Origin of the sequence: Steroidobacter sp. (genome assembly GCF_036406195.1) — a bacterium.
Taxonomy (GTDB): domain Bacteria; phylum Pseudomonadota; class Gammaproteobacteria; order Steroidobacterales; family Steroidobacteraceae; genus Steroidobacter.
Map to the genome: position 1 here is coordinate 1 of NZ_DASWVW010000040.1, position 22,650 is coordinate 22,650.

Annotated in this window: 16 protein-coding genes; 3 read left to right on the forward strand and 13 right to left on the reverse strand. The window is 60.5% G+C overall.

The window, feature by feature from the left end:
- Nucleotides 1-136 precede the first annotated feature (136 nt).
- The 9 genes from cas7g to VGE08_RS17675 form a co-directional block, all read right to left on the reverse strand.
- Complete coding sequence (cas7g, locus tag VGE08_RS17635; protein WP_331069226.1) at nucleotides 137-1,057, reverse strand: type I-G CRISPR-associated RAMP protein Csb1/Cas7g; 921 nt, start codon at nucleotides 1,055-1,057, stop codon at nucleotides 137-139.
- Nucleotides 1,058-1,060: 3 nt separating this feature from the next.
- Entirely contained in the window at nucleotides 1,061-1,795 is a 735-nt protein-coding gene (locus VGE08_RS17640) for a hypothetical protein (protein WP_331069227.1), read from the reverse strand.
- Nucleotides 1,792-4,356 carry a type I-G CRISPR-associated helicase/endonuclease Cas3g gene (cas3g, locus tag VGE08_RS17645; RefSeq protein ID WP_331069228.1) on the reverse strand — a complete coding sequence of 855 codons (2,565 nt, stop codon included), beginning with the start codon at nucleotides 4,354-4,356 and terminating at the stop codon, nucleotides 1,792-1,794. Before cas3g ends, VGE08_RS17640 begins: the two co-directional genes overlap by 4 nt.
- Before the next feature lie 592 nt (nucleotides 4,357-4,948).
- The gene (locus tag VGE08_RS17650) at nucleotides 4,949-7,294 is read right to left on the reverse strand and encodes a CocE/NonD family hydrolase (protein WP_331069229.1); all 2,346 of its coding nucleotides are present in this window, start codon (nucleotides 7,292-7,294) and stop codon (nucleotides 4,949-4,951) included.
- Between the two features lie 55 nt (nucleotides 7,295-7,349).
- A complete protein-coding gene (locus VGE08_RS17655) occupies nucleotides 7,350-8,768 on the reverse strand; it encodes a dihydroorotase (protein ID WP_331069230.1) in 1,419 nt (472 codons plus the stop codon).
- A 249-nt stretch (nucleotides 8,769-9,017) separates the two neighbouring features.
- A complete protein-coding gene (locus VGE08_RS17660; protein ID WP_331069231.1) occupies nucleotides 9,018-9,383 on the reverse strand; it encodes a RidA family protein in 366 nt (121 codons plus the stop codon).
- A gap of 123 nt (nucleotides 9,384-9,506) precedes the next feature.
- Complete coding sequence (locus VGE08_RS17665; protein ID WP_331069232.1) at nucleotides 9,507-10,388, reverse strand: carbon-nitrogen hydrolase family protein; 882 nt, start codon at nucleotides 10,386-10,388, stop codon at nucleotides 9,507-9,509.
- 59 nt (nucleotides 10,389-10,447) lie between these two features.
- Nucleotides 10,448-12,838 carry a TonB-dependent receptor gene (locus VGE08_RS17670; RefSeq protein ID WP_331069233.1) on the reverse strand — a complete coding sequence of 797 codons (2,391 nt, stop codon included), beginning with the start codon at nucleotides 12,836-12,838 and terminating at the stop codon, nucleotides 10,448-10,450.
- Between the two features lie 431 nt (nucleotides 12,839-13,269).
- Nucleotides 13,270-13,509 carry a DUF3562 domain-containing protein gene (locus VGE08_RS17675; protein WP_331069234.1) on the reverse strand — a complete coding sequence of 80 codons (240 nt, stop codon included), beginning with the start codon at nucleotides 13,507-13,509 and terminating at the stop codon, nucleotides 13,270-13,272.
- A 431-nt stretch (nucleotides 13,510-13,940) separates the two neighbouring features.
- On the opposite strand from VGE08_RS17675, the gene VGE08_RS17680 reads away from it, so the two are divergent.
- Nucleotides 13,941-16,277, forward strand: a complete 2,337-nt coding sequence (locus VGE08_RS17680) for a cbb3-type cytochrome c oxidase subunit I (protein WP_331069235.1) — start codon at nucleotides 13,941-13,943, stop codon at nucleotides 16,275-16,277.
- Between the two features lie 203 nt (nucleotides 16,278-16,480).
- Here VGE08_RS17680 and VGE08_RS17685 read toward each other — a convergent pair whose 3' ends face one another.
- The 4 genes from VGE08_RS17685 to VGE08_RS17700 are packed head-to-tail and all read right to left on the reverse strand — an operon-like array spanning nucleotide 16,481 to nucleotide 19,600.
- On the reverse strand, nucleotides 16,481-17,551 hold the full coding sequence (locus tag VGE08_RS17685; RefSeq protein WP_331069236.1) for a multicopper oxidase domain-containing protein: 1,071 nt from the start codon (nucleotides 17,549-17,551) through the stop codon (nucleotides 16,481-16,483).
- Between the two features lie 9 nt (nucleotides 17,552-17,560).
- On the reverse strand, nucleotides 17,561-17,929 hold the full coding sequence (locus VGE08_RS17690; protein WP_331069237.1) for a cytochrome c: 369 nt from the start codon (nucleotides 17,927-17,929) through the stop codon (nucleotides 17,561-17,563).
- On the reverse strand, nucleotides 17,926-18,621 hold the full coding sequence (locus VGE08_RS17695) for a hypothetical protein (protein ID WP_331069238.1): 696 nt from the start codon (nucleotides 18,619-18,621) through the stop codon (nucleotides 17,926-17,928). The genes VGE08_RS17690 and VGE08_RS17695 overlap by 4 nt, the downstream gene beginning before the upstream one ends.
- A 40-nt stretch (nucleotides 18,622-18,661) precedes the next feature.
- On the reverse strand, nucleotides 18,662-19,600 hold the full coding sequence (locus tag VGE08_RS17700; protein ID WP_331069239.1) for a multicopper oxidase domain-containing protein: 939 nt from the start codon (nucleotides 19,598-19,600) through the stop codon (nucleotides 18,662-18,664).
- Nucleotides 19,601-19,757: 157 nt separating this feature from the next.
- Between VGE08_RS17700 and norR the strand changes: the two genes are divergently transcribed.
- Both norR and VGE08_RS17710 read left to right on the forward strand, forming a co-directional pair.
- Nucleotides 19,758-21,299: a nitric oxide reductase transcriptional regulator NorR gene (gene norR / locus VGE08_RS17705; protein WP_331069240.1), complete on the forward strand. Its 1,542-nt coding sequence runs from the start codon at nucleotides 19,758-19,760 to the stop codon at nucleotides 21,297-21,299.
- 160 nt (nucleotides 21,300-21,459) lie between these two features.
- Entirely contained in the window at nucleotides 21,460-21,957 is a 498-nt protein-coding gene (locus tag VGE08_RS17710; protein WP_331069241.1) for a hypothetical protein, read from the forward strand.
- Nucleotides 21,958-22,650: the final 693 nt, after the last annotated feature.

A 22,650-nucleotide genomic window follows, 5' to 3' on the forward strand; every position in this document is an offset into this window, starting at 1 on the left:
GTTGCCGTCACACGCACGAAAAACCGAAGAACGAAGTTGGAAGGAAGAAATCGGCCGAGGGCACGACCCAGTCGAGCAGCTCAGAGGTTCACGAAGCGCAGCTCATCCCCAGAATCACGCGGTTTCTGACCACCATTCACAGCAAGTCTTCCCGGCGACCATCCGGGAACACGACTTTCGATTCGGGCCTCTTCTCGCCGTCGAGAACCAGATTGCAGCCCTGGCGCAGATACCCCACTGCTGGTTTCGTAAAGGCCACCAGCGCGAGACCTAGCAGGTAGGCCCTGAGCTTTCTTGTCTCGTCGTCCGTCGTAGCGCGGAGCAGGCGCAGAGCTGCCACATGCAGCGTCACCTCGCGGCGGATGTCACCCTTCGCGATGACACCGCCGTGCGTAGCCGACGCAGGCACATGCCGAAAACCGCGCTCCGAATATGCCTTGAGTGCATTCTTATCTTCCGTCTCTTCGAGCAGTCCCTCTTCGACGTACTCGATGGCGGGATTGTATTGAGCGGAGCGCGTCAACTTCGATACGTTGAACGCGCGAATGGTAGCGGCGAGCAAACGAGGCGCCTTTGCTTGAGTATCGCGCGAGTCCCATACGCCGAAGACGAGCGAAGTGGGCGCGAGCTTCGCCAACGGCATCGCATCTCCCATCTTCAATGCCTGGAACGCCTTCTGCAGGGCCTCCTTCAACTCGCTGCAACGAACGATGGCATCGCCAGCGCGATGGCCTGCATCGAGGATGCTTACCTTCTTCGTGCCAGCCTCGACGACAAGTTGCGGCACGAGAGCTGCGTATTCACCCGTTGCGAACATCGGCTCGATACGGTTGGCTTGCGAGCCCACTGTGTCCACGAGGCAGACGTTCTCTCCAGGCCCCAGCTCGTTGATGTTGTACCCGCCGGGAAATTCCTTCGAGTTCTCAGCCGCCGCAAACGTCGGAGGAAAAAATACTCCGTCCTTGCCTTCTACCGGCGTCAAGTACTCGCGCGACACGATGGCCGCGGGCGCATCAACAGAGTCGCCGAGCCATGCCTCAATGTTCACTTCGCTCATACATCATTCTCCATATACAGGAACTGCAGGTGAGAAAGCCTTGTGCTTGCGCTGATCAGTCCGGAATGCGCTCTCGAACTGAAGCAGCGGGCCGTCGTCGGGAATCGAGTTCGCTGCTGCCAGCGCGGCGAGCGTGACAGGAAGCGGTGCCCGCCATGCGCGATACTGGTAAACACGCAGCTTTACTTCCGAAGGGCGAAAACGCTGCAGCCCAAACAGTGTGAAGAACTCCGTGGCACTGAAGGCGACGGTCTCCAGGGACAGTGCGTCGGACGAGAATCCCACGTCGAGCGGCAGTGCAGTCGCGCCTCGCCTGCCATCGAAGTAGTAGGGTTCGACCTTCTTCCCATCGGCACCGATGACGACATGACCATCATCGAAGAAGCCCTTACTCAGAGTGTTCGGGAGGTCTCTCCGAAGGCTCATGGCTATGCGATCCACCGACATGCGCCCAGCCCAGGTTTTCAGACCGCGCTCGACCTTCCACCAGTCGATTCGCAAATCGAAGGGTGCCGCAAGCCGTAACGCGGAGGATGTCTGATTGCCGGGCTCCAGTACCTCGAGGGGCGCCTCTACGGTCCTCATGACAAGGTCATTCAGGTCGCCGTCGGACACGACGAATTGCGCATCGACAAAGTGGGCGGTTACACCGGGCCACAAACGTTGTGCCAGCTCAAACACGCCGCAACAGCCGAAGAACTGGCCGGGATTGGTAAGATCGACGTCCAGGCGAATCATTCCGCCACCCCCTCGTCTTCGGAGCCAAGCATGTCTGCGGCACGAAGAATCGACTCGAGCCATGCCAGGCCCCACCGACCGAAGCGCCGCTGTAGCCGATCGAAGCGAAGCGGTACTTCGCGCACGAGCGCAGCAACTACATCGTCCCTTAGTTCCGGGTCGTAACTCTCGATTACCGGGAAGTGGGGACGCGCCCGACCGTGGTGTGCCGCAACGACATGGAGGGCAAGATCTTTCTCATCGTCGCTCAGCCCGCTGAAATCCCCATCGTGCAGTGAGCCCAGCTCGTGACGATAGTGACCAAGCTTCGATGGCTGCATCGGGCCCTTGGCGAGCGGCGGCTCATTAAAACGTTTGATTGAGCGTTGCCATACCCGCCGCCGCTTTCCCAGATCGTGCGCGCGCGCAGCTCGGGCCAATGCGTGCTGTTGAGGCTGCGGCAGAGCAAGGCTCCTAGCCAGGCGGATTGCCCACGCCTCGGTTCGCTGCAGGTGAACGTCGAGCAGCAATTCTCTGCGACTGGTGCGCGACCCATCGTCGTCCGCTCGCTGAGGGATCGCGTAGAGATGCCACCAGAGCAGCACATCATCGCCTTGCACCTCGCGCTTGACCGAACGGACCAGTCGCATGCCAAGTGGCGCCTGGGGATCACTTTCCGATTCATCCACGACTCGCTCGTCCTGCTTCGGCCCCAGGTCGTACTCGATCGAGGAATCAAACTCGACAGAGCTATCAAAAAGCCCTTCTTTGCTCAATCCGCCAGCTTCCGGCGCCAGCACGACAGTGGCGTCGTCCAGTATCGGGTTCTTCCTCGAGTCGTACTGAGCGACGAGCTCGCGGAGTTTCATTGTCTCGGCGGTCCCGTCCGGGCGGACGAGCCAAGCGCGTTGCATGTTCTCCTTGTCACGGGCTGCCAGTTTCTCAAGATGTTTCAATATTCGGATGGTGGCATCGCTCAACATCTCGCGGCTGCGCAGCGGGTAATCGGCAAGAAAATCGTCGAGCGTATCGAGACCAAGGAGTTCGTTCGTGAGCCACGCCACCTCACCGCGCCATGCAACCGCGGTCCGCGGTGGTTCCCATTCCGCTTTTCCGTGCAGCCATTCAGCCACGAGCGGTCGACCAGGAAGTGCGCCTGTGATGGTCGTGTACGACCACCGGTCGAACAGCAATGCGTCAACGTGGTGAACCTCGGGCAGAGGAGTGGATGCTCTGAGGCGCGCGTCAAGAGGAAGTGTGCGCAGCGCCCATGGTGATACGTCGCGCCGATCATCGCTGCGCACTGGCAGTTCACTTAACAGCGCTCTGGTGAAGAACCGCGCATAGTCGTACTCGTCCTTGCGCTTGCCCGGCAGATCGTCCTCTTCATCCGCCTCCTCACTATCGCCCTTCGGTCTCGGAGGCTCCTTCAAGTTTTCGCAGTAGACGTGCACCTCAGCGTCGCCTTCACCGTAGCGATTGACGCGCCCCAGCCGTTGCGCGAACGCATCAAACGGAGGAAGGTCCGTAACCAAGTGATCGGCTGAAAGATCAATCCCCACTTCGCCCGCTGAGGTGGAGACGAGGAAGACCGTGCCCTCTTGCACGCTCACGCTCTCGTCAGGGCGCGGAAGAAAGCGCGCGAACACTGGATTCTTCACGAGTTCGTCCCGCTCGGCGCCACGCATTGTGCCGGTCAGCACCGCGACTCTGCCCTTCTTGGTCCTGCTCAGCGCTTGAGCACACTTTTCCGCGTGCTCCACGGACGAAAGAAAAACCACGATCTTGCCGTCGAGCTCCGCGGCTTTGGCAGCGATACGTTCGGGCAGTTCCTTTCTATCATCCACGATGTGCAGCTGAAGACCCTTCCTGGCATGAAGTCGTTTCTTCACGTCTGCGTTGTGGAGATCCTCGTCCCCCAGCGTGAAATCAGGCTCCACACGGCCGGTTGCTGACAGCGCAAGCACCTTGAGCGGGCGGGGCTCACCACTTCGTTGCTGCTCGTCGACGATGGCATTGAGCAGTGCCTGAAAGGCGGGTTCGAGGTGCGCTTCGTCATGTACCAGCAGTGCATCCTGCCCGAGGAAACCCGCATGAAGGGGCCGGCTGCGAAAACTGCAGCCGTAGCCACTGAAGAGCAGCCGGCTACCGATCATGTCGACCGTGCCGACAATGATGGCGGGCCTGGAAGGGTCGCGTCGCCACTCCGCGTTATCGGCATACTTGCCACGTAGCGTGCTGATGGCCAAAGGATGCTTCGCGGGCACAGCCGCCAATGCATCAAGGGCCTCCCGGACATGCCGCACTTCGGGCTGGAGCAGCCCGGCACGCAGCCGCTCGGCCTCGGCGGTGGCTTGATCGACAACCGTACGTCTATTAACAACGTATACAAGACGCCGGGGCAACTTCGGGTTCTTCGCCAACGCAAGCAGCCACAAGGCGATGACGCTGGTCTTGCCGAGACCGGTGGGCAAATCACATGCCTTGGGGATGTCGCCCGCGATAAAGCGCTCGTTCAACGCGCGCTGCCACGGGAAAGGCGGCTTGGCCATCAAGCTTGCAAAATCGTCATCGAAAGCCATGTAGTGCCTCTTCGCTAGAGTGTTTGCCTGTCAGCTCGCCCGAGTACATGGAAGCGGATGGTCAAGCACTCTGGATTGCGCCTCTCGACCTGCTTCTGTCACATGACCCTCTTATCCTCTCCGGTGACCTGGGATTGAGGATCTCCAGCTCCGATCGAAGCTGTGTATATTGGTGTTCGAGAGATTCGATGCAGGCCCGGGCGGATGCCGCCTGCGCTGCGGCCCTGAAGCTGCGTAGCCACCATGCCAGGCAAAAGCCAGCAAGCGCAGCGCCGATCCTTAAGGCAATCTCCATGGTTATCAACCCCTCAATCTTCGATGATGCCGCCGATTGCAGCAGCGCGCGGTCTCAATTCGTAAGACCGGATCGAGATTGGGAAAGGCCCATCCCCGCTGATCGTTGTTGTAAGTCCATCTCGAGCTCGACCAAGACAGGTCAGATTGAGCTCAGCGACACGGATTAAGCCGCAACGACGTTATTTCTGCAACCGCCGAATGTCACTTTGTCCACATCGAACGGCAAAAGGGCTCGATAGCGGCCATCCTTGATCGCTATCGAGCCCGGCGGGCATTTTGGCCTCGAAGGGTTGAACTATCTATCGGCGGCCGGAATGACCGGCAGCTGCACATAGCTCAAATGACTCGGACCGGTGTACACGCTATTCGTGGCGCCGTCATGGTAGGTCTCGTCATACACATGCCGCCAGCCAACGCCGGCGCCGTCGTAGGGTTGGATATCCACCCGGATGCGATGGCCCTTCTTGATCAGCGCCGTGCTGGGCACGATCTCCACTTCGACCGGCACCACTTCATTTCCTTTCAGGGGCGCGTAATCGGCCGCCAGGTGGGTGTGCTTGGGCCGGTATTCGTTGGAACGCTGCGGATCCAGCTTGCGGTGTGACACTTTCAACCAGCCTTTGCCGAACGGAGGGATGACGGTCGTCGGGCCGTTCAACTCGGGCAGTTCGGGCGGGCCGGAATAGTTCACCTCGACATTGTTCTCATCGATCGCCCGAATGCAGACATAGATGTCCATATCACTGCTGCTGGAAGACACCCACAGCGCCGCTTTCATGTAGCCGGCCAGCACCATGTCCTCCGGCATCGGATCGGTCACGAACGAAACTCCGGTCGCCCACGACGGCGTCTTGCCAATCTTGTGCGGAAAGACGGTCACGTCCACTTCGGCCGAGTAGCTCGCACTCCTCTCTTCGCTGGGAGCCGTGCGTGACAACCGCAGGAAATCCTTTCGTCGGCCGTCGCCTTCCCAGCTCGATGGCGTAGCGTCCAGATACCACTTCGTGTACTGGGTTCGCGCGATGGGCCATTCGTTCTCGTACTGCACGTAATAGCCGCCATCGCCCGTGCGCACCTCCACCTCCACCGGTGGCATGTCCATGATGCCGTTGTCGATGCCCTTGAGCCAGTAATCGAAGAACGCCATGAACTCCGCGGTTTTCCTGCCGGAATACGACTTCATGAACCAGTCTTCCATGATGCTCAGCTTCTTGTGCTGCGAGGCGGAGTGGATGTATGTCTCGCTGCTGCCGAGCTGGTGCATATGCATCGTGTGCGTGGTCACCATTCCCACCCATTGCGGCACCACCACCTTGCTCAGGTCGGGGCTCATCATCACCTCGGCTTCCGGGCCATAGATTTCCTTGCTGGTCGGATCGTTGAAGGGATGCGCTTTGGCGATAGCCCGGAAATCCTTGTGCTTGAGCGGTCCGCAGACGGTCTTCGACGGCAGGTACTCCCACCAGAAAGTCCAGAACTGCTCGCTGAGGATGCCGCCGTGATACAGATTTTCTTCGTAGGAGTTGGTGTCGGTGCCGATCGCCACGATGGCTTTCAAATGCGGCGGTTGCAAGCTGGCGACGTTGTGCGCATCCATCGCGTAGTAGGACAGGCCCCAGGTTCCAATGTTTCCATTGGACCACTGCTGCACGCCGGCCCATTCGATCGCATCATAGTAGGCTTCCGCTTCGGGGCGGCCAAATGCGCAGATGGTTCCGGGGCTCTTGCCTGTGCCGGGGCCATCCACTCGAACCAGTGCGTAGCCCTTGGGGATCCAGTCCACGGTGTTGATGCTCTCGTGGTTCTCATATAGATAACCGTCAGGGTTGCCGGAGAAGTACCGGTCCTCCATCTGCTCGTGCTTCTCGGCGTCTTCCTCGTTGCAAATGCAGCCGTGCACGAAGGCTTTGCCATAAACGCCGAAGTTCATGACCACCGGATACTTCCCTTCCGCTGCTGGACGAAACACGTCGGCGTACAGATAGGAGCCATTGCGCAGCGGAATCTTGACATCGGTCATCTTCACGATGCCGCGAATGTTACGACGCAGCTCGTTGCGGGCCGCCGCCGCGGAGCGCAACCTCCTCGGCTTGTTCGCAGTGAAAACTCCGGGAGTCCTGTTGAGCTCGGCGAGCAGATCGATGACCAACGGATCCTCGGAAAACTTCTCGACTGCCTCCTGGGAGGTAAACATGCCCAGGACGCCTTCCAAGCCGAAGTTGATGCGCCGATTGCCCACGATATCGTGTACCTGCGGGGCGATGGTGACTCCATTCTCCACATCGCCGTCCTGATCCAGAGTCTGGAGCAATCGCGCCATGTTGGTAATCACCGGATCGCAGACCTTTTCGATGCGGCCGTCCACGCGGCTGATCAGCTGCGACAGGTTCACTCGGTCGGCGCCCATCGTGCTTCCCAGCACGAGGTTGCCGATGGAGAACGTCACCGTCTCGTTGTGCCGGTACTGAAACTCACCTTTGTCGTTGGTGACGCCCGCGCAGGTCGGGGTCCGATACTTGAGCCCGATCACCGGACCGGCGAAGACTCCTGTCAGAAGCGCGGAGCTCTTGCTCGCCACGCGATCGCCCGTGCGTTTTGCAACATCGACACCAGGCTTCTTTACTGCGATTTCATGGGACATGGAAGTCTCCTTTGCGTTCTCTCTAGAAGTTGCGATTGGCAGTGCTCATGCCACGCTACAACCCGCGCGGCCGCATCACCTGCTCGACAAACTTCCCGGTTGGCGCCTTGCCGACGATTTCGCCGTCTTCCATCACCAACGCTCCGCGCAAGAACGTCTTCACTGGAATGCCTTTCACCTTTCGTCCTTCCCACAGCGAGTAGTCCGCACGCGAACGCATGCGTGCAACGCCGAGCGTGGCTTCCTTGTCCTGATCGATCACGACGATATCGGCATCGGCACCGGGTACCAGCGCGCCTTTCTTGGGATAAAGGCCATAGATCTTGGCGGCGTTCTCGGAGAGGATCTTGGCAAGCGTCACCAGGTCGATGCGCCCCTTGTTGATGCCTTCGTCGAACAGCAGCGGCAAGGTGTCGGCAAACTGAAGATTGACTCCCACGCGGCAGTCCCAGAAATCGCCACGGGTCTTGTAGGCCTTCGAATAGGTCAGGCTGTCGGTGCCCACGACCGTAATCGTGCCTTCCTGGATCCCTTTCCACAGCCGCTCCTTGTCCTTCTCGAAGCGGAACGGAGGCTGGATCTTCGCCTTCTCGTCCATCCCTTTGGCATCCAGCTCCGGCGCGGTGGCATTCAGAAAACATCCGAGCGTCTCGCCGATGAGGCGCATCCCCTGGCCATGCAACTGCTTGAGCGTGTCCACCGTGTGAGCGGCACTGAGATGAACGCAATACATGGGCACGCGGAACTGCTCGGCGATGAGAGCATAGGCATACAGCTGCAGACTCTCACCCCACTCTGGGCTCGTCTCGGCCCAGGCAGTCAGTTTGTCCGCGCGCCCCATCTTCCGCAGACGATCCACGAGCAGGTAACGCACGGTCGGGTCTTCAGCATGAATCTTCGCAAAGGTCGGCTGACCGCAGCGGGCAATCTGTTCGCATGCCTGATAGAAGAAACCGGGCGTGATGCCCTCGGGATTGATGCCAAAGGCTTCCGCCTGCCGACCCGCATAGCCCGTAAGGAACTTGTAGTCGACCACTCCCTTCTTCGCCACCGCGGGAATGCCCGGCACCTGCTCCACTTTGTTCACGATGCAAGTGATCTTGAAATCACACCAGGAGTGGCCCGTGCCGCAGCGTACGGCGCGGTCGAACAGATCGACCAAGGGTTCTTCTCCGATCATCGAGGTCGTCGCAATGGTCGTCACGCCGCCGAGCAGACAGTCCTTGGTGTCATGCAGGAAATCCTCGGCCATCACATCGTCGCCGATGCGGTCGGAGATGCCGAAGTGAACGTGAGGATCGAAGGTGCCGGGGAAGATGATCTTGCCTTCGACATCGATCTCGCGCTTTGCCTGACCGAGGGTCGCGTCGGCACCCACTGCAACGATTCTTTCGCCTGCAATCGCCAGGCCACCCAGAATGACTCCATTCGGAGTGACCACGAGCCCATTCTTCAAAACAATATCGTGCGCCATGAGTATCGTCCTCTGCAGAGTCTGGACCTTGGCCCGAAGTGAGGTTGTTCCGCCGGAGCGGATGTCACTGGGTGTTGTAGATGAGTGTAGTGACTGCAACGCAGATCGGTACTCGCATCGCCGGGGCGCGAGAATGCCTGCAGATTCCGCTACCAGGCGAAGAAACATTCGATTCGCTCACATTCGAGCTACCGAATCTCTCACCGTGGCTCGTCACTATCGACGCGCTTTTCTCGCCTGTCGTTACAATCACTCGTGCTGCGGGAGGGCCGCTGTCACGATGATCTCCACCAGAACATCCGGCGAGCTCATCTGGCATTGCGCTGTTGCGCGCGTCGGCGGGGCGCCCGATTCGGTCCAGGCGTCCCAGATCTCATTCATGAGGGCGAAGTCGTGGACGATATCTCTGATCCAGATTTGCGCAGTCAGCAGATGTCTCTTGTTCGTTCCGGCCAGCGCCAGGTACTTCTCGATCCGGGCCAACACCTGGATGGTCTGTCCGCGTATATCCTGACTGCGATCTTCGGCTGTCATACCGCACAGGTAGACGATGCCGTTGTGCACGACGGCGCGACTGGCGCGCGCGTTTGTTTCGATTCGGACAATGTTGCTCATTGGATTGCCTTCGACCGAGCGATCAGGCGTTGGACGAGCATCACTCTCGGCAAACCGTCTGAGCCCCGGACTGCCGGCACCCGAACTCACAGGCCCACTTCAATCCACTGCCAGTTCGTGGCCTTACTCGATCAACTGCTTCAGTTCCTTCGAGATAACATCCAGACGGCACACGCCCGCGTTCATCGGTCTCTTTGCCCGTTGCGCGCGCAATAGCTGCAGGTTCACCGTCGCGGACACGATACCTTCCTCCGGCCCGCCCTCGGCATAGACCTGGGATAACTTCCAGCCTCCACCCGCGATGATGCTGTGCCCGCAGAACAGGGCAGTCCGGTCTTTGCCTGTGAGGTTGGCCGTGGCCGCGACACACATGTTCTCAACCCCGCGGGTCCGCGTGACGTGCGTTATGAATTCTTCTTTCCCCGGAGCTGACGCACTGGCGGTGGGATTGGCAATGATGTCTGCCCCCTTCAACATCAATACGCGTGACGCCTCGGGGAACAGCCAGAAGTCATAGCAGATCTGGACTCCGATCAATCCAAATCTCGTTTCGAACACGGGAAGGCTGTGTCCCGGATGGAAACACCGGCTTTCGGTGAACGGCGCAATGTGAAGATGCATCTTTCTGTACACGCCCAGCAGGCCCTCCGGGCCGATGACCGGTGCCGCGATGTACAGAAGATCGGGATTCTCCTGGTCCCTCTCGGGCATCCCAAAGATCACATAGACGCCCCACTTTGCCGCCAACTCGGCAATCCGGTCCGTGGCCGGGCCGGGAATGGTCTCGGCCAGCTTTCGATGCATCGAGCAGCCACGGTCGAATTCATCGCTGCATTGATAGCCGCTGAGCGCCAGCTCGGGCAGGATGATGATGTTGTTGCCCACACTGGCCGCTTCCTCGACCAGGCCCGCCATCTTCTCGAGATTGGCGGCTTTGTCTCCCCAGACACTGTTGAAGCTCACGCAGGCCAGGGTGACCAGGTTTTCGTATTGCTTGGCTGCCATCCAGCATTACCTCGCGCCAGTCCGGGCCATCGGACTGGCGCCTGTCGCCTTCAGACCCTTCAGAACGAGAAGTCGATCGTTGCTCCAATCGTGCGTGGCCGCACCGCCGTTGCTGTCACGAGGTCCCCTGGCCGTGTCAGGTAGTCGCCCGCGTGGACCAATCCATGCGAGTTGTTGACGTTCTTCGCATAGATGGTCAGGTTGAACTTCTCGAAGTTGATTCCGGCTCGGAGATTGACGGTCTCATAGCCCTCTATCACCAGCCTGCGCCCGAACGCATTCAAGTACCCCGGATCGAAATCGGTCGCCTGATCGCTGATCGCGCTGATGCTTGCACCCACAAACGCAGTGTTGGCGCCGACGGGCCATTGATAGTCAACAGAGGCACTGGCGGACCACTCCGGCGCATAGGGCAATCGCTCGCCATCCAGGCCGGGCACGACCCCGCCGATTGGCGGCAGATCACCCTTCAACTCCGCGTCGTTGTAGGCTGCGTTGAGAACGATATCGAGCCCTTGCGTCGGCCGAAGCGCGAAGGTCAATTCCGCGCCCATGCTGCGGGCCTTGTCACCGTTGCTGTCGAGGTCGATCGCCCCAAGATTCGGATCGTCGTAGGTGACGATGACCTGAATGTCGCGCCAATCCAGATAGTAGAGCGATGCGTCGAACGAGATCGTCCGGTCTGGCGTTTCGCCGCGAATACCAGCCTCATAGCTGATCAACGTATCCGAGTCGAAATGCTGCGGGATGTCCGCGGGCGCGGACGGCGGAACGACATTGGGACCACCCGGACGATAGCCCTTGGCGACACGCGCGTAGAGAGACACATGATCGGTCATCTCGAATCGCGGTGAGAAGGACCAGGTGAAGATGCTTTCCGATGAACGAGCCGACAACACCGACTCTCCGAAATTCAACAGGCCCGATAGACCCTGCGTCGTGGATACGGTGTTGTGGCTGTACCGAACACCGCCCGTCACTTCGAAGCGCGGCGTCAGGTACCAGGTTGCCGATCCAAAGCCCGCATACTCCTCATACGTGGAGTCGAGCCTGGCAACGATCAATCGATCGAACGTCGCTGGCTCGTCGAAGAGCGGCGGGCCGACCGTGATGGTCTGATCGATGAACTGGCGTGTCGCAATATCGAACGGCAGGTATTGCTGGCGTTGCTTGCCGGGCTCGCGCGTGTAGTAGCCGCCGATCATCCATTCCAACTTCTTCGAATCAGGCGATGCCAGACGCAGCTCTTGCGTGAACTTCTCCTGGTCCATGCGAATGCCGTTCGTGGTGCCGAGCGGACCTGGAACGTCGGCAAACACTCCATACAAGAGCGTCGTCAAGTCGCCGAGGTTGATGCCTAGATCCGTCGTATTGAAAGACGTGTCTCTGTAGGCCAGCCCGATGTTTTCGCCATAGCTGGTCACCGAAGTCACTTGTGCAAAATCGAGATCCCAGTCGATCGTGGCGCTGTACAGGCGATACTTCGCATGCTGCTCATCGGCAAACGTTTGTTGAGTGCGCGTGAACCCGCCGAGAGCCTCGGCCGTGATCGGATCGACACGCACCGGTTTCAATGTCACGGGATCCGCGTCGAAGCCGGGCCCCACGTCCGACCGGATATCCTGTGCCAGGGCGGTCAGGCGAATCGAAAGCGCATCCGTGGGCTTCGCGAGCAGCGAGATCCGTCCGCCGGAACTGCGAAGGTCGTTGATATCCCTTCCCGGATGCGGACCCGAGGCTTCGATGTATCCAGGCTCTTCCCGATAGAATCCGCTCGCACGGATGGCGATCACATCTCCTATCGGAACGTTGACGATGCCGTTGGCAGACCAGCCCACATCTGCGGCGCCGTCGACCGTCTCGATTCCCGTTTGGCCACGCACCTGGTATTCACCCAGGACAGGCGCCGCCGTGATGAAGCGCAGTACGCCACCCAACGAATTAGCGCCATAAAGCGTACCTTGCGGACCCCGCAGCACTTCGATTCGTTCCAGGTCGAATGGATCGATGTCGGCTGCCAGGGACGCGCCGTCGGTCAGGCCGGTGCTCGATCCGAAAGGCGTCTCGTCCACATAGATACCAACCGTCGGACTTGCGCCGCCGGTATTGACACCGCGCAAGATGACTCGCCCCTTTCCGGGACTGGGTTGCTGAATGGTGAGGCCGGGAGCGAGGCCCGTGTAATCTGCGAACGTCGTCGCCTGTTGTCGCTCCAACAGTTCGCTGCCAACGACCGAGATCGACTGCGGCACCTCCAAGAGCGTTTGAGTGCGCTTCTGCGCGGTGACCACGACTTCTTCCAGCAGGCCCTCACCTGCACCTTGCAACGGTGCGGCGGTTTGAGCTGCGGCCGCGGATGAAACGGTCAACGCCAGGATGCCCGTGCTTGTCGCGAGCACTGCGGGCAAAGGAAAAATTGCCGCGTAAGTCTTCATTATCTTTCGCTTCATGAATCTCCCCCTCATACCGGAATCCCCAAACCTTCCCGCAAGCAGCCGAAGTGCAGAGCAGCTTCCAGGTTGCCAGCTCGATTCGCGAAGCGTCTGTCTGCGTCACATCAAGTCGAACAGACCTGTGGCGCTGAAGTCAGCTTCGAGTTGTTTGATATGTGTACCGCGGTGCTCACGACTGAAACACACAGAGAACGTCTTGATGCTCCTCCTCGGCGCTTCGTTGCGTGTTCCAGTGTAGTGACCGCAGGAAAGATCGGTACTCGCATTGTCTGGACGCGAGAATGCCCGCCAGTTTCGCTATCAAGCGCAGGGGCGTTTGGATTCACTCACATTTGAGCGCGTCGGCGGGATCTGAGGCGGGCGCTCAGCGTCAATACTTCCTTGACAAGGCCGGTCGGCTGGCCAAGCGGGCCGGCGCCACGCTCGAGTCAATTATTTGCGACGCTCCGGTCGGTCGCGGGACTCTTCTGCACCCTCATGCGTGCTCTTCTGCTTGCCAGCACGTTGACGAACTGAGTGATGCGCGCTCCGCAGGTCAGCGTGTGCAGCTCTTCTTTGTATACGCGCGTAACAAAATCGATCGGGGCGCCGGTGTCTCTCGCAATGGCTTCGGCTATCTGCTCGTCGAATACCATGGCATGGCTTGCAGCAATCTCTCGGTCATCCATCGATGCACCCCGCCCGCTTGATAGCAAGGGTATCTGTCATGCCGATATCCTGCCCGAATCACACACCAGGTCTGATCCGCGGATTCACAGGGTGCTTGCGTACTTTTCCTCGCCTCAGCCCGGCCGACCGGCACAACTTGACCATTGTCACAACCACCCGATGCAGCGGCTGGTAGAAGGCCCCTATGAACTGGGCTGCGTCTGCCGGAGAACAGGCATGTCAGCCACACCGATACTCACAAAGAACGAGACGGAAACTCGGCGCACGGCAGCGGAGATTCTGGACTGGGTATAAGCGACCCACTCACGGTTTACAGACACGAAGGAGCTGCGGACCGCGACGCGTGAATGCACAGCACGACGCCATCCTGAGGGGCGTAGATCACCGGGGTGCGGTGAGGTTCGTATGACTCGAGTGAGGAGCCCCGCAGATGAATGATCGCCTGACCATGGAGCGCATCTGGACCCGCCTGGTCATGCGCCGGCGCAGCTGGTGGCTGCCTCTGCTCATCGTGATGAGCGTGGGCGTCGGCAGCATGCTCTATGTCGGCTCGCGCACCTATCAGGATGCGCCGCCCATCCCGGATTTCGTGACGGCGAGCGGTGAGCGCGTGCTAGCGCACGACGAAATCGTGCGCGGGCAGATTGTGTTCCAGAAGTACGCCCTGATGGACTACGGCAGCTTCTTCGGCGACGGAGCTGCGCGGGGCACGGACTTTACCGCCGAGGCATTGCGCGAGGGTGTGCTCGCCGCGATCAGACATTATGCGGCCGGTGCGCCGGCGCAGAGCGCCGAGCACGATGCAGCCGTAGCGCGCGTGCAGCGCGAATATCGGCAGAACCGCTGGGATGCAGCGAGCAATCAAGTGGTGCTCTCCGAAGGCCAGGTGCAGGCTCATCGCGCGCTCGTCCACCACTACCAGGAAATGTTCGCGGGCCGAGGACCACAGGCCTTCCACCCTGCGGGCTATATCTCGGATGCCACGGAGTTGCGGGATCTCGCGGGCTTTTTCTTCTGGGGCGCCTGGGTGTGCGCGGCTGAGCGGCCCGGCGCCGACTACAGCTACACGCACAACTGGCCCTACGACGAGCTCGCCGGTAACCGGCCGAGCCCACCGGTTCTCTATTGGAGTGTCGCGGCCGCGCTGGGGCTCATCCTGGCGCTCGGAGTCGTGCTCTATCTCTACGGCCGCTACGGGCAGGCGAGCGGCTGGAACGCCGGCAATGGCACTGGCAAAGCACTGCCGGCGACCAGCGGCGCAGTGGATGCCTACGAGCCGACGCCGCTGCAGCGAATCTCGTATCGTTTCTTTGCGGCAGCGATGGTGCTGTTCGTGCTGCAGATCGTGGCAGGGATCCTGACGGTACACGACTTTCTCGGCCTCACTCGCGTGCTGGGCGTCGAGACGGCCGAGTTCCTGCCGATCACCATCACTCGCGGCTGGCACCTGCAGCTGGCGCTGCTCTGGATCACCGCATGCTGGATCGGGGCCTCGCTGTTCCTGCTCTCGACCATTCATCGCGCGGCTCTGCCGGGCCAGCTCGCGATGGCACGCCTCATGTTCTGGCTCGTGATTCTGCTCGTCGCCGGCATGCTCGCGGGCGTGTGGCTGGGACCGATGAAGCGGCTCGGCGAGAGCTGGAATCTTCTCGGCAACCAGGGCTGGGAGTTCGTCGAGCTCGGCAAGTTGTGGCAGGTGGTGCTGCTCGCGGTATTTGCGCTCTGGGCGACGCTCATCGGCCAGACAGTGCTACGCGTACGCCATGAGGGCGATGCCTGGATGCTGCCCAAGTGGCTCTTCTACGCCGTGCTTGCGATCTCTCTGCTGTTTCTCTCGGCCTTCGTCGCCAAGCCCACCACCAACTTTGTCATTGCGGATTTCTGGCGCTGGGCGGTCATCCATATGTGGGCAGAAGCTTTCTTCGAAGTCTTCACCACCGTTCTGCTCGCCTACGTGATGTATCTCACGGGCTTCGTGAGCCACGCTGCCGCCTCGCGCGTCGTGTATCTCGCGACGCTGCTGTTCCTGGGTTCGGGCCTGCTTGGCATCTCGCACAACTTCTACTGGAACGCCAAGCCCGTGGCCACACTCGCCGTGGGTGGCATCTTCTCGACACTGCAGGTGGTGCCACTCGTTCTGCTGACGCTCGAAGCGTGGGCGTTTCGCTCGACTCAGCGCCGGGCGCAGACGGCCGGCGGCTTCGCCCAGGCGGATGCCTTCCTGTTTCTGCTCGGCGTGAACTTCTGGAACTTCCTCGGCGCCGGAGTCTTCGGCTTCATCATCAATCTGCCGATCGTCAACTACTACGAGCACGGCACCTATCTCACCGTAAATCACGGCCACTCGGCCTTGATGGGCGTGTACGGCAATCTTGCGCTCGCTGCGATCCTGTTCTGTTCGCGCTATCTGATCGCAGCCGAGCAGTGGCCGACGCGGCTCATCCGGCGCGCGTTCTGGTCAATCAACGGGGGCCTCGCGCTCATGGTGGTGCTCGATCTTTTCCCCGTGGGCGTCGATCAGCTCCGGGTCGTGCTCGAGCATGGGCTCGCTGCGGCGCGCGCGCAGGCGTATGTGCAGGGCGAGCTCTTCCAGACGCTCACCTGGGCGCGCATCGCCGGCGGCGCGCTGTTCGTGCTCGGCGGCGTGCTGCCGCTCGCATGGTTCGTCCTCTCCCGCACCACGCGCCTCAAAGCGGCTGTTCTCAAGGCGGCTGTTGAAGTCCCTGATGGACCTCGCGCAGCGGCGCCGGTTGCATCTCTAGACTGATGGTGAGTATCGCCTTACGGTGCAAACGCTCGCTCAGTTCTTCGGCGGTTACCGCTTGCCACGGCGCAAATGCGCGCTTCCCGGGCAGGTCCATGGAGTCGCCTCGGCGTGAGTAGTTGATTACTGCCTTACGCGAGGCGACTACCGGGTCAACGGGACGAACCGCGGCCGCAGGGCCGGCCGAAGAGCACTCCTCCTCCTTTTTAGTGACGGTGACCAGCCGCTGCGCTGTCGCCACCGCGCGCAGGCTGCGCGGGGTCGAAAGCCTTGAACGCCTCGATGTTGTGCATGCCATGGGGCTTCTTCAACGACTCGCTCATATAGAAGTCAGGTTCGTACGCCACGTTCTTCCACATGTACCAGTCTGGCTTCTCGATTTCCTCGTACTCGAGCACGAACATCGAGCCGCCGTGGTCCTTGCCGTTGTTGGTCGTGTGGTGCTCGATGTGATCGTGCGCGACCCAAATGCCGGGATTGTTCATGCGCATGATGAGGTCATAGCGTTCGCCGGGCTGGATCGCGAGCACATCCACCGGGTAAGGATTCTTGATCGGCGTGCCGTCCTTGGCGATCACCAGTGCATCGTGACCATGGGGATGAAAGGATGCCGGAATCGTCGCTGCAAACAGTCGCAGCCGCAATACGTCGCCTTTACGGACCCGCAGCGGTTGATTCATCGGCATGGACTTGCCATTGATCGAGAAGTAGTTGAGCGTTTCATCAGGAGCGCCGCCCACGCCGTACGCTGCAGCGGCTTTGGTGTTCCAGCCGGAGAACATCAGCACCGCATCCTTGGTCACCTCGCGCTCGAGTTTGGTCGGCTTCTTCGGATCGACGATGAGCGGACCCCACATGCCGCGGAAGGCGATGTGCTCGGCGACGTTCACGTGACAGTGATACCACAGGCTGCCGGTCTTATCGGCAACGAACCGGTACGTGTAGCTCTCGCCCGGCTCGATCGCCTTCTGGGTGATGTCCGGGACGCCATCGGACTGCCAGCTGTTCGTTTGATACATGCCATGCCAGTGAACGGTGTGACTCATCGTCGTGTTGTTCTGCACGACGACCTCCACATCGTCGCCTTCGGCGATATGAATCAAGGGCCCAGGCACCTGACCATTGAACGCCCACACTTTGGCCGTGAAGCCGGGCGCGACCTGCAGATCCAGCTCCTCGATCGTCATCTCGAAATGACGCGCTTCTGCGTGCACCTGCATGGCGATCGCGGCCAGGGCACAGGTTACAAACAATCGTCCGCTTCGCAGTATTGGCATCATGAATCCTCAATTGTTCTTGCAGCACAGTTCGCGCAGGTAGGCGACGATCAAATGAATGTCATCGTCGCCGAGATTGGCGTTCCAATTCGGCATCAGCACCGATTTGTTGACGGCTTTGCCGCCGTGCTTGATCGCCTTGAACAGGTCCTCGTCGGTGCGCGCACTCATCTCTGCAGTATCCGTGTGATCGCGAGGCTGCACGGACAGCGTGGCGGCGTTTACGCCTTTGCCATTGCCTAGCACGCCATGACATTGGGTGCAGTAGATTCGGTACAGCTCCTTGCCGCGATCAGCAGCGCCATCCGCATACACAGCTCCAGCCAGGAGCGCGAGATGCGCGGCAACGATCATTCTCACCATCGCGTTCGCGATCATGGTTGCGGCTCCTGTAGCGCCTTGAGGTAATTGACGAGCTTGTGCACTTCGTTGTCGTTGAGCCCAGCGCTCGGCATGATCGTGTGCGCATCCCATGCCAGCGGATCGGCGATGACGCTTGCCATGAAAGCCGGCTGCAACCGCTTCCAGGCGGTGTACAACTCGGGCCCGGATACGCCGCCTTCGGCCGGCGCGTCGCGATGACAGCCGTTGCAGCCCTTGAACTTGCCGAAGTTCATCTGCCCCATGCGTAACGCGATCGCGCCTGGCTGATAAGTCTGCGCGGCGATGCGCTCATCGAACGGTCGCAGCGTCATGAGGAACTGCGTCACGCTCTTTGCGTCGTCTGCGCTGAGCGCAGGATGTTCGGTGAAGCTCGCGGGATCGATGAGATCACCGTCCGCCGAGGGCTTCACGTGCGCGGCCGGAACGACGCCGGCCGGCCGGATACGTTCTGGTTCTTGCAACCATTCCTCGAGCCATTCCGCCCTGAATTTGTTGCCCGCGTAGTGCAATGGCGGAGCCTTGCGCGCGCCACGCTCTATTACTCCGGCGGCTGCGTAATCCGGCTTCTCGATGCTGTGACAACCTGCGCATTGCTCACGGACCATATCCGCTGACTCCGCGTGCGCCGCGCACGGCGCACACAGAGCGAACAGCAATGCACAGCAGACGCTGTGGATCTTGTTCACGAAGAGTTCCTCGATGGATGACGACCGAAATGGCTGCCGGTCAGCGCACGATCAACTTGTCGCCATGGCCCTTGGCGGGATCGGCATCCTTGTGATTCATCAGTACCGTGATCGCGCCCATCATCGCGTGCTTCATGCGGTGGTCGACCAGGGCGTTGTTGGTGGCGCGGTCGGACGGACTCACGATATCGAAGATCATTCCGTGAGCCGGCGGCACGTCGACCGTCTGCATGCCCCACTTCACGTTCTTCGGATTGCCGTTGTCCCACACCTGCTCCCAAATGCCCGCGATCGGGTGGAATGCCGCAGCCTCGTTCACCATTGCGTTGACGAAGTAGATGCGCACGCGCTCACCGGGCTTCGATTCCAGTGCGAGGCTTGCATTGGTGTCGTGCACGGGGTCGTAGTGAAACTTCTTGCCGTTGATCAGCACGGCCTTCCACCCCTTGCCCATCGTGATGTCATCGCCCGACAGTCCTTGCTCGAACAGATCGCCCTGCACGAGCACGTACTCGCGGTCCGGCTTCGGGAAATCTTTGCTGTAGCCCTGCTTCGGATCGACGATGATCACGCCGTACATGCCGCGAGAGATGTGTTCGGCCATCGCATCCGCGCCGCAGTGATAGATGAAGACGCCCGGATACTCCGCTTTGAAAGTAAACTTCTTGGTCTCGCCCGGCTTGATGGTTGCAAACTCACCGAGGACGTCGGCGCGCGCCGCGTGGAAGTCCATCGAATGGCTCTGCTTGTTGGTCTTTTCGTTGAGCAGCGTGAAGTCGACGGCGTCGCCTTCCGTGACTCGCACCAACGGCCCCGGGATCGTGCCGCCGTAGGTCCACATCGAGTGCTTGGTACCGGCGTTGTCGACCTCGAGCTCGACTTCGCGCACCGGAATCTCGACGGTGACCGTAGCCGCGCTGGCGGCGCAAGAGGAAATGACGCTGGCGGCAGCCAGGATCGACAGCAAGGAAGACTTCATCAAGCGAGCTCCTGAAGGTTCATGGTCGGAGCCCGGTACATTTCAAGTTCGATGCCAGCGATCGATGCCTTGATTTTTCGCAAACCTGGGGACGATGTTGTAATATCGACTACGCCTCCAGCGTTGTCATAACGACAACACCGATGTCTTTTGGACAATGAGCGAAGCATTCAGAACCCTGGCTGGCGTCGTCGCCGATCTCACTCACGAACTACCTGAAGAACGCCGTTTCGAACGGTTGCTGCAAGCGTTCCGTCGCAGCTTTCCGTGCGATGCCATCGCGCTGCTCAAACGCGAAGGCGGCCAACTGATTCCGTGTGCCGTGGCCGGATTGAGCCCGGATACGATGGGCCGGCGCTTCGCGATCGATGAGCATCCACGGCTCGCGCAGATCCTGAACAGTCCGGAACCCATTCGATTTCGATCCGACTCGGCGCTGCCCGATCCGTACGACGGATTGGTTGAGGGCGCGCACGAACATCACTATGTCCATGATTGCATGGGCGCATCGCTGCATGTGGACGGCCAACCCTGGGGCGCCGTCACGCTGGATGCTTTGCGCCGAGGTACATTCGATGCGATCAACCGCGACGTCTTCACCGCGTTCGTATCCGTCGCAGCCGCCACTGTTCGTGCCGCGGACTGGATCGAACGGCTCGAAACACAACTGGAACGGCGTTTGCTCATCGAGAAGTCGCGCCTGGAGGAATCCGGCGCCGATGAGCTGATCGGCGAATGCGAGGCAATGCAGCAGCTGCGCGCGGAGGCGGAGGGCGTCGCGCGATCGGAGTTGCCCGTGCTGATTCAAGGTGAGACAGGCGTGGGCAAAGAGCTCGTAGCCCGCCTGATCCATCGCTCATCCGCACGTGCTCGGGAACCCATGGTGCACGTCAATTGCGCAGCCCTGCCCGAATCCATCGCGGAGAGCGAGCTGTTCGGCCATGTGCGCGGCGCATTTTCAGGCGCTGCCAGCGATCGCAAGGGCAAGTTCCAGCTCGCCGACGAAGCGACGTTATTCCTGGACGAGATCGGCGAGCTCCCGCTGACGCTGCAACCCAAGCTGTTGCGTGCACTACAGAACGGCGAGATTCAGCGCCTGGGCAGCGATCGTCATCATCGCGTCAACGTGCGCGTGATCGCGGCGACCAACCGTCAACTAAAGGAAGAAGTTGCCGCCGGCCGGTTCCGATCGGACCTTTACTATCGACTGAGCGTCTATCCGCTGACAGTCCCGCCCCTGCGTGAACGCGGCGCTGACGTTCTGCATCTGGCCGGCAGCTTCCTGCAACGCTCTGAACGACAGCTGGGGCTGCGCGGGGTTCGTCTCGACATGTCGGCCCGGAGCTGGCTGCGCGATTACGACTGGCCTGGCAACGTTCGCGAACTGGAGCATGTTTTATCGCGCGCGATCGTGAAGGCCCTGAGCAGGGGCCAAGCGCGCGAGCGCATCTTCCAGTTGAGCGCGCAGGATCTCGGGGCGGAGATGCGAGTAAACGCAGCGACCGCACCCGCTCAGGGAATCGATTTCATCCCAAGCGATGGAACGCTCCAGGCTGCGCTGGATCAATATCGTCGCGAGATTATCAAGGCCCGCCTGCGCAAGCACGACGGCAGCATGGCAGCAACCGCACGATCTCTCGGTTTGGATCGCGGGAATTTCCATCGGCTGTTGCAGCGTCTGGGATTGCAGCCGAAATGAGCCGGTTATGCGAGAAATTTAACAGCTCGCCTCCTTGATCTAGATCAGCGCGCGCCCAAAATCCAAGATGCATGCTCCGATCATCTGGTGCGGATGGCGCTCGGGTGTAGTACTGGGACGCTCCGAAAGACCGGGGCACCGACTACACGAGGGACTGGAAATGACTAAAGTGACGCTGACACTTCTGCTTGCCTCCGTGCTCTGCACCGCGAGCCTGGCGGCGCCCTCCTCCGACCAACAACAACCGACGTCCGCGACGACTCACGATGCGCATGCGGCTCACGACGCTCTCGAGCACGCTATAGTCGCGCCACCTGATGGGGAGCGATGGCCGACGGACGAGCCCCTGCGCACAGGCATGTCGCGAATCCAATCGGCTGTCGAGCAAGCCACTATGACGCCACTCTCGCGCGAGCGCTCCTTGGCGCTCGCGCGCACGATCGAACAGAACGTCACATACGTCATCGAGAATTGCAAACTTCCGCCAAAAGCGGATGCAGCGCTGCATGTGTTGCTTGCGCGGATTCTAGCGGCTACCGATCAGTTGAAGAACGACAATCCCTCCTCCGATGCCGCCGTCGCGCAAATCCGCAGCGCTCTACAGGATTATCGTGACGCTTTCGATCACTTGCCGGCAGCCTCCCCGAACGGGCATTGACAGCCGCCGTCAGTAAGCCTGCATCGTCGAGCAGCGCCTGCGATTTGAAGCGCCCCGGGGTGTAGCGCGCGACACGCCATGTGCGCGGCGCTCAGTGCCACGAGTAAATCATCACTGGATCGGTGCGATTGCCAGCGGAGGCCTCCTCTGGACATCCACATACAAGCTGTCGCCAGCAACTTCCCGAGGTTCGACCTGCTGTCATCCGTCGGGGTTGAGAGAACGACACACCCACACAGGTCAGAAAATAGAAAGGACAGGCAGTGCTGAATCGACCGCTTGCGCTGAGCTCACGCCTGCAGGCAGGCCTCCTCTGGACATCCACATACAAGCTGTCGCCAGCAACTTCCCGCGGTTCGACCTGTTGTCATCCGTCGGGTTGAGAGAACGACACACCCACGCAGATCAGAAAATAGAAATGACAGGCAGTGCTGAATCGACCGCTCGCGCTGAGCTCACGCCCGCTGCAACCTCCGCGCCGCCTGCAACCCTCGAATCCAGCACTGCCCCAATCTTCTGGCGTAAGAGTGCAAGTGATCGAGCCGACCGATAGCGCGTCCAAAGAGATTGCCGCCCGGCCGCATCATTCGCAGCCACGCATCCGGATCGATCTGCAATCGAGTGAACATGGGTGGCAGATCCCGCTCCATAGCCCCGCGCTTGTCAGCACGGCGTCGCCGCCCGGTCCAATCG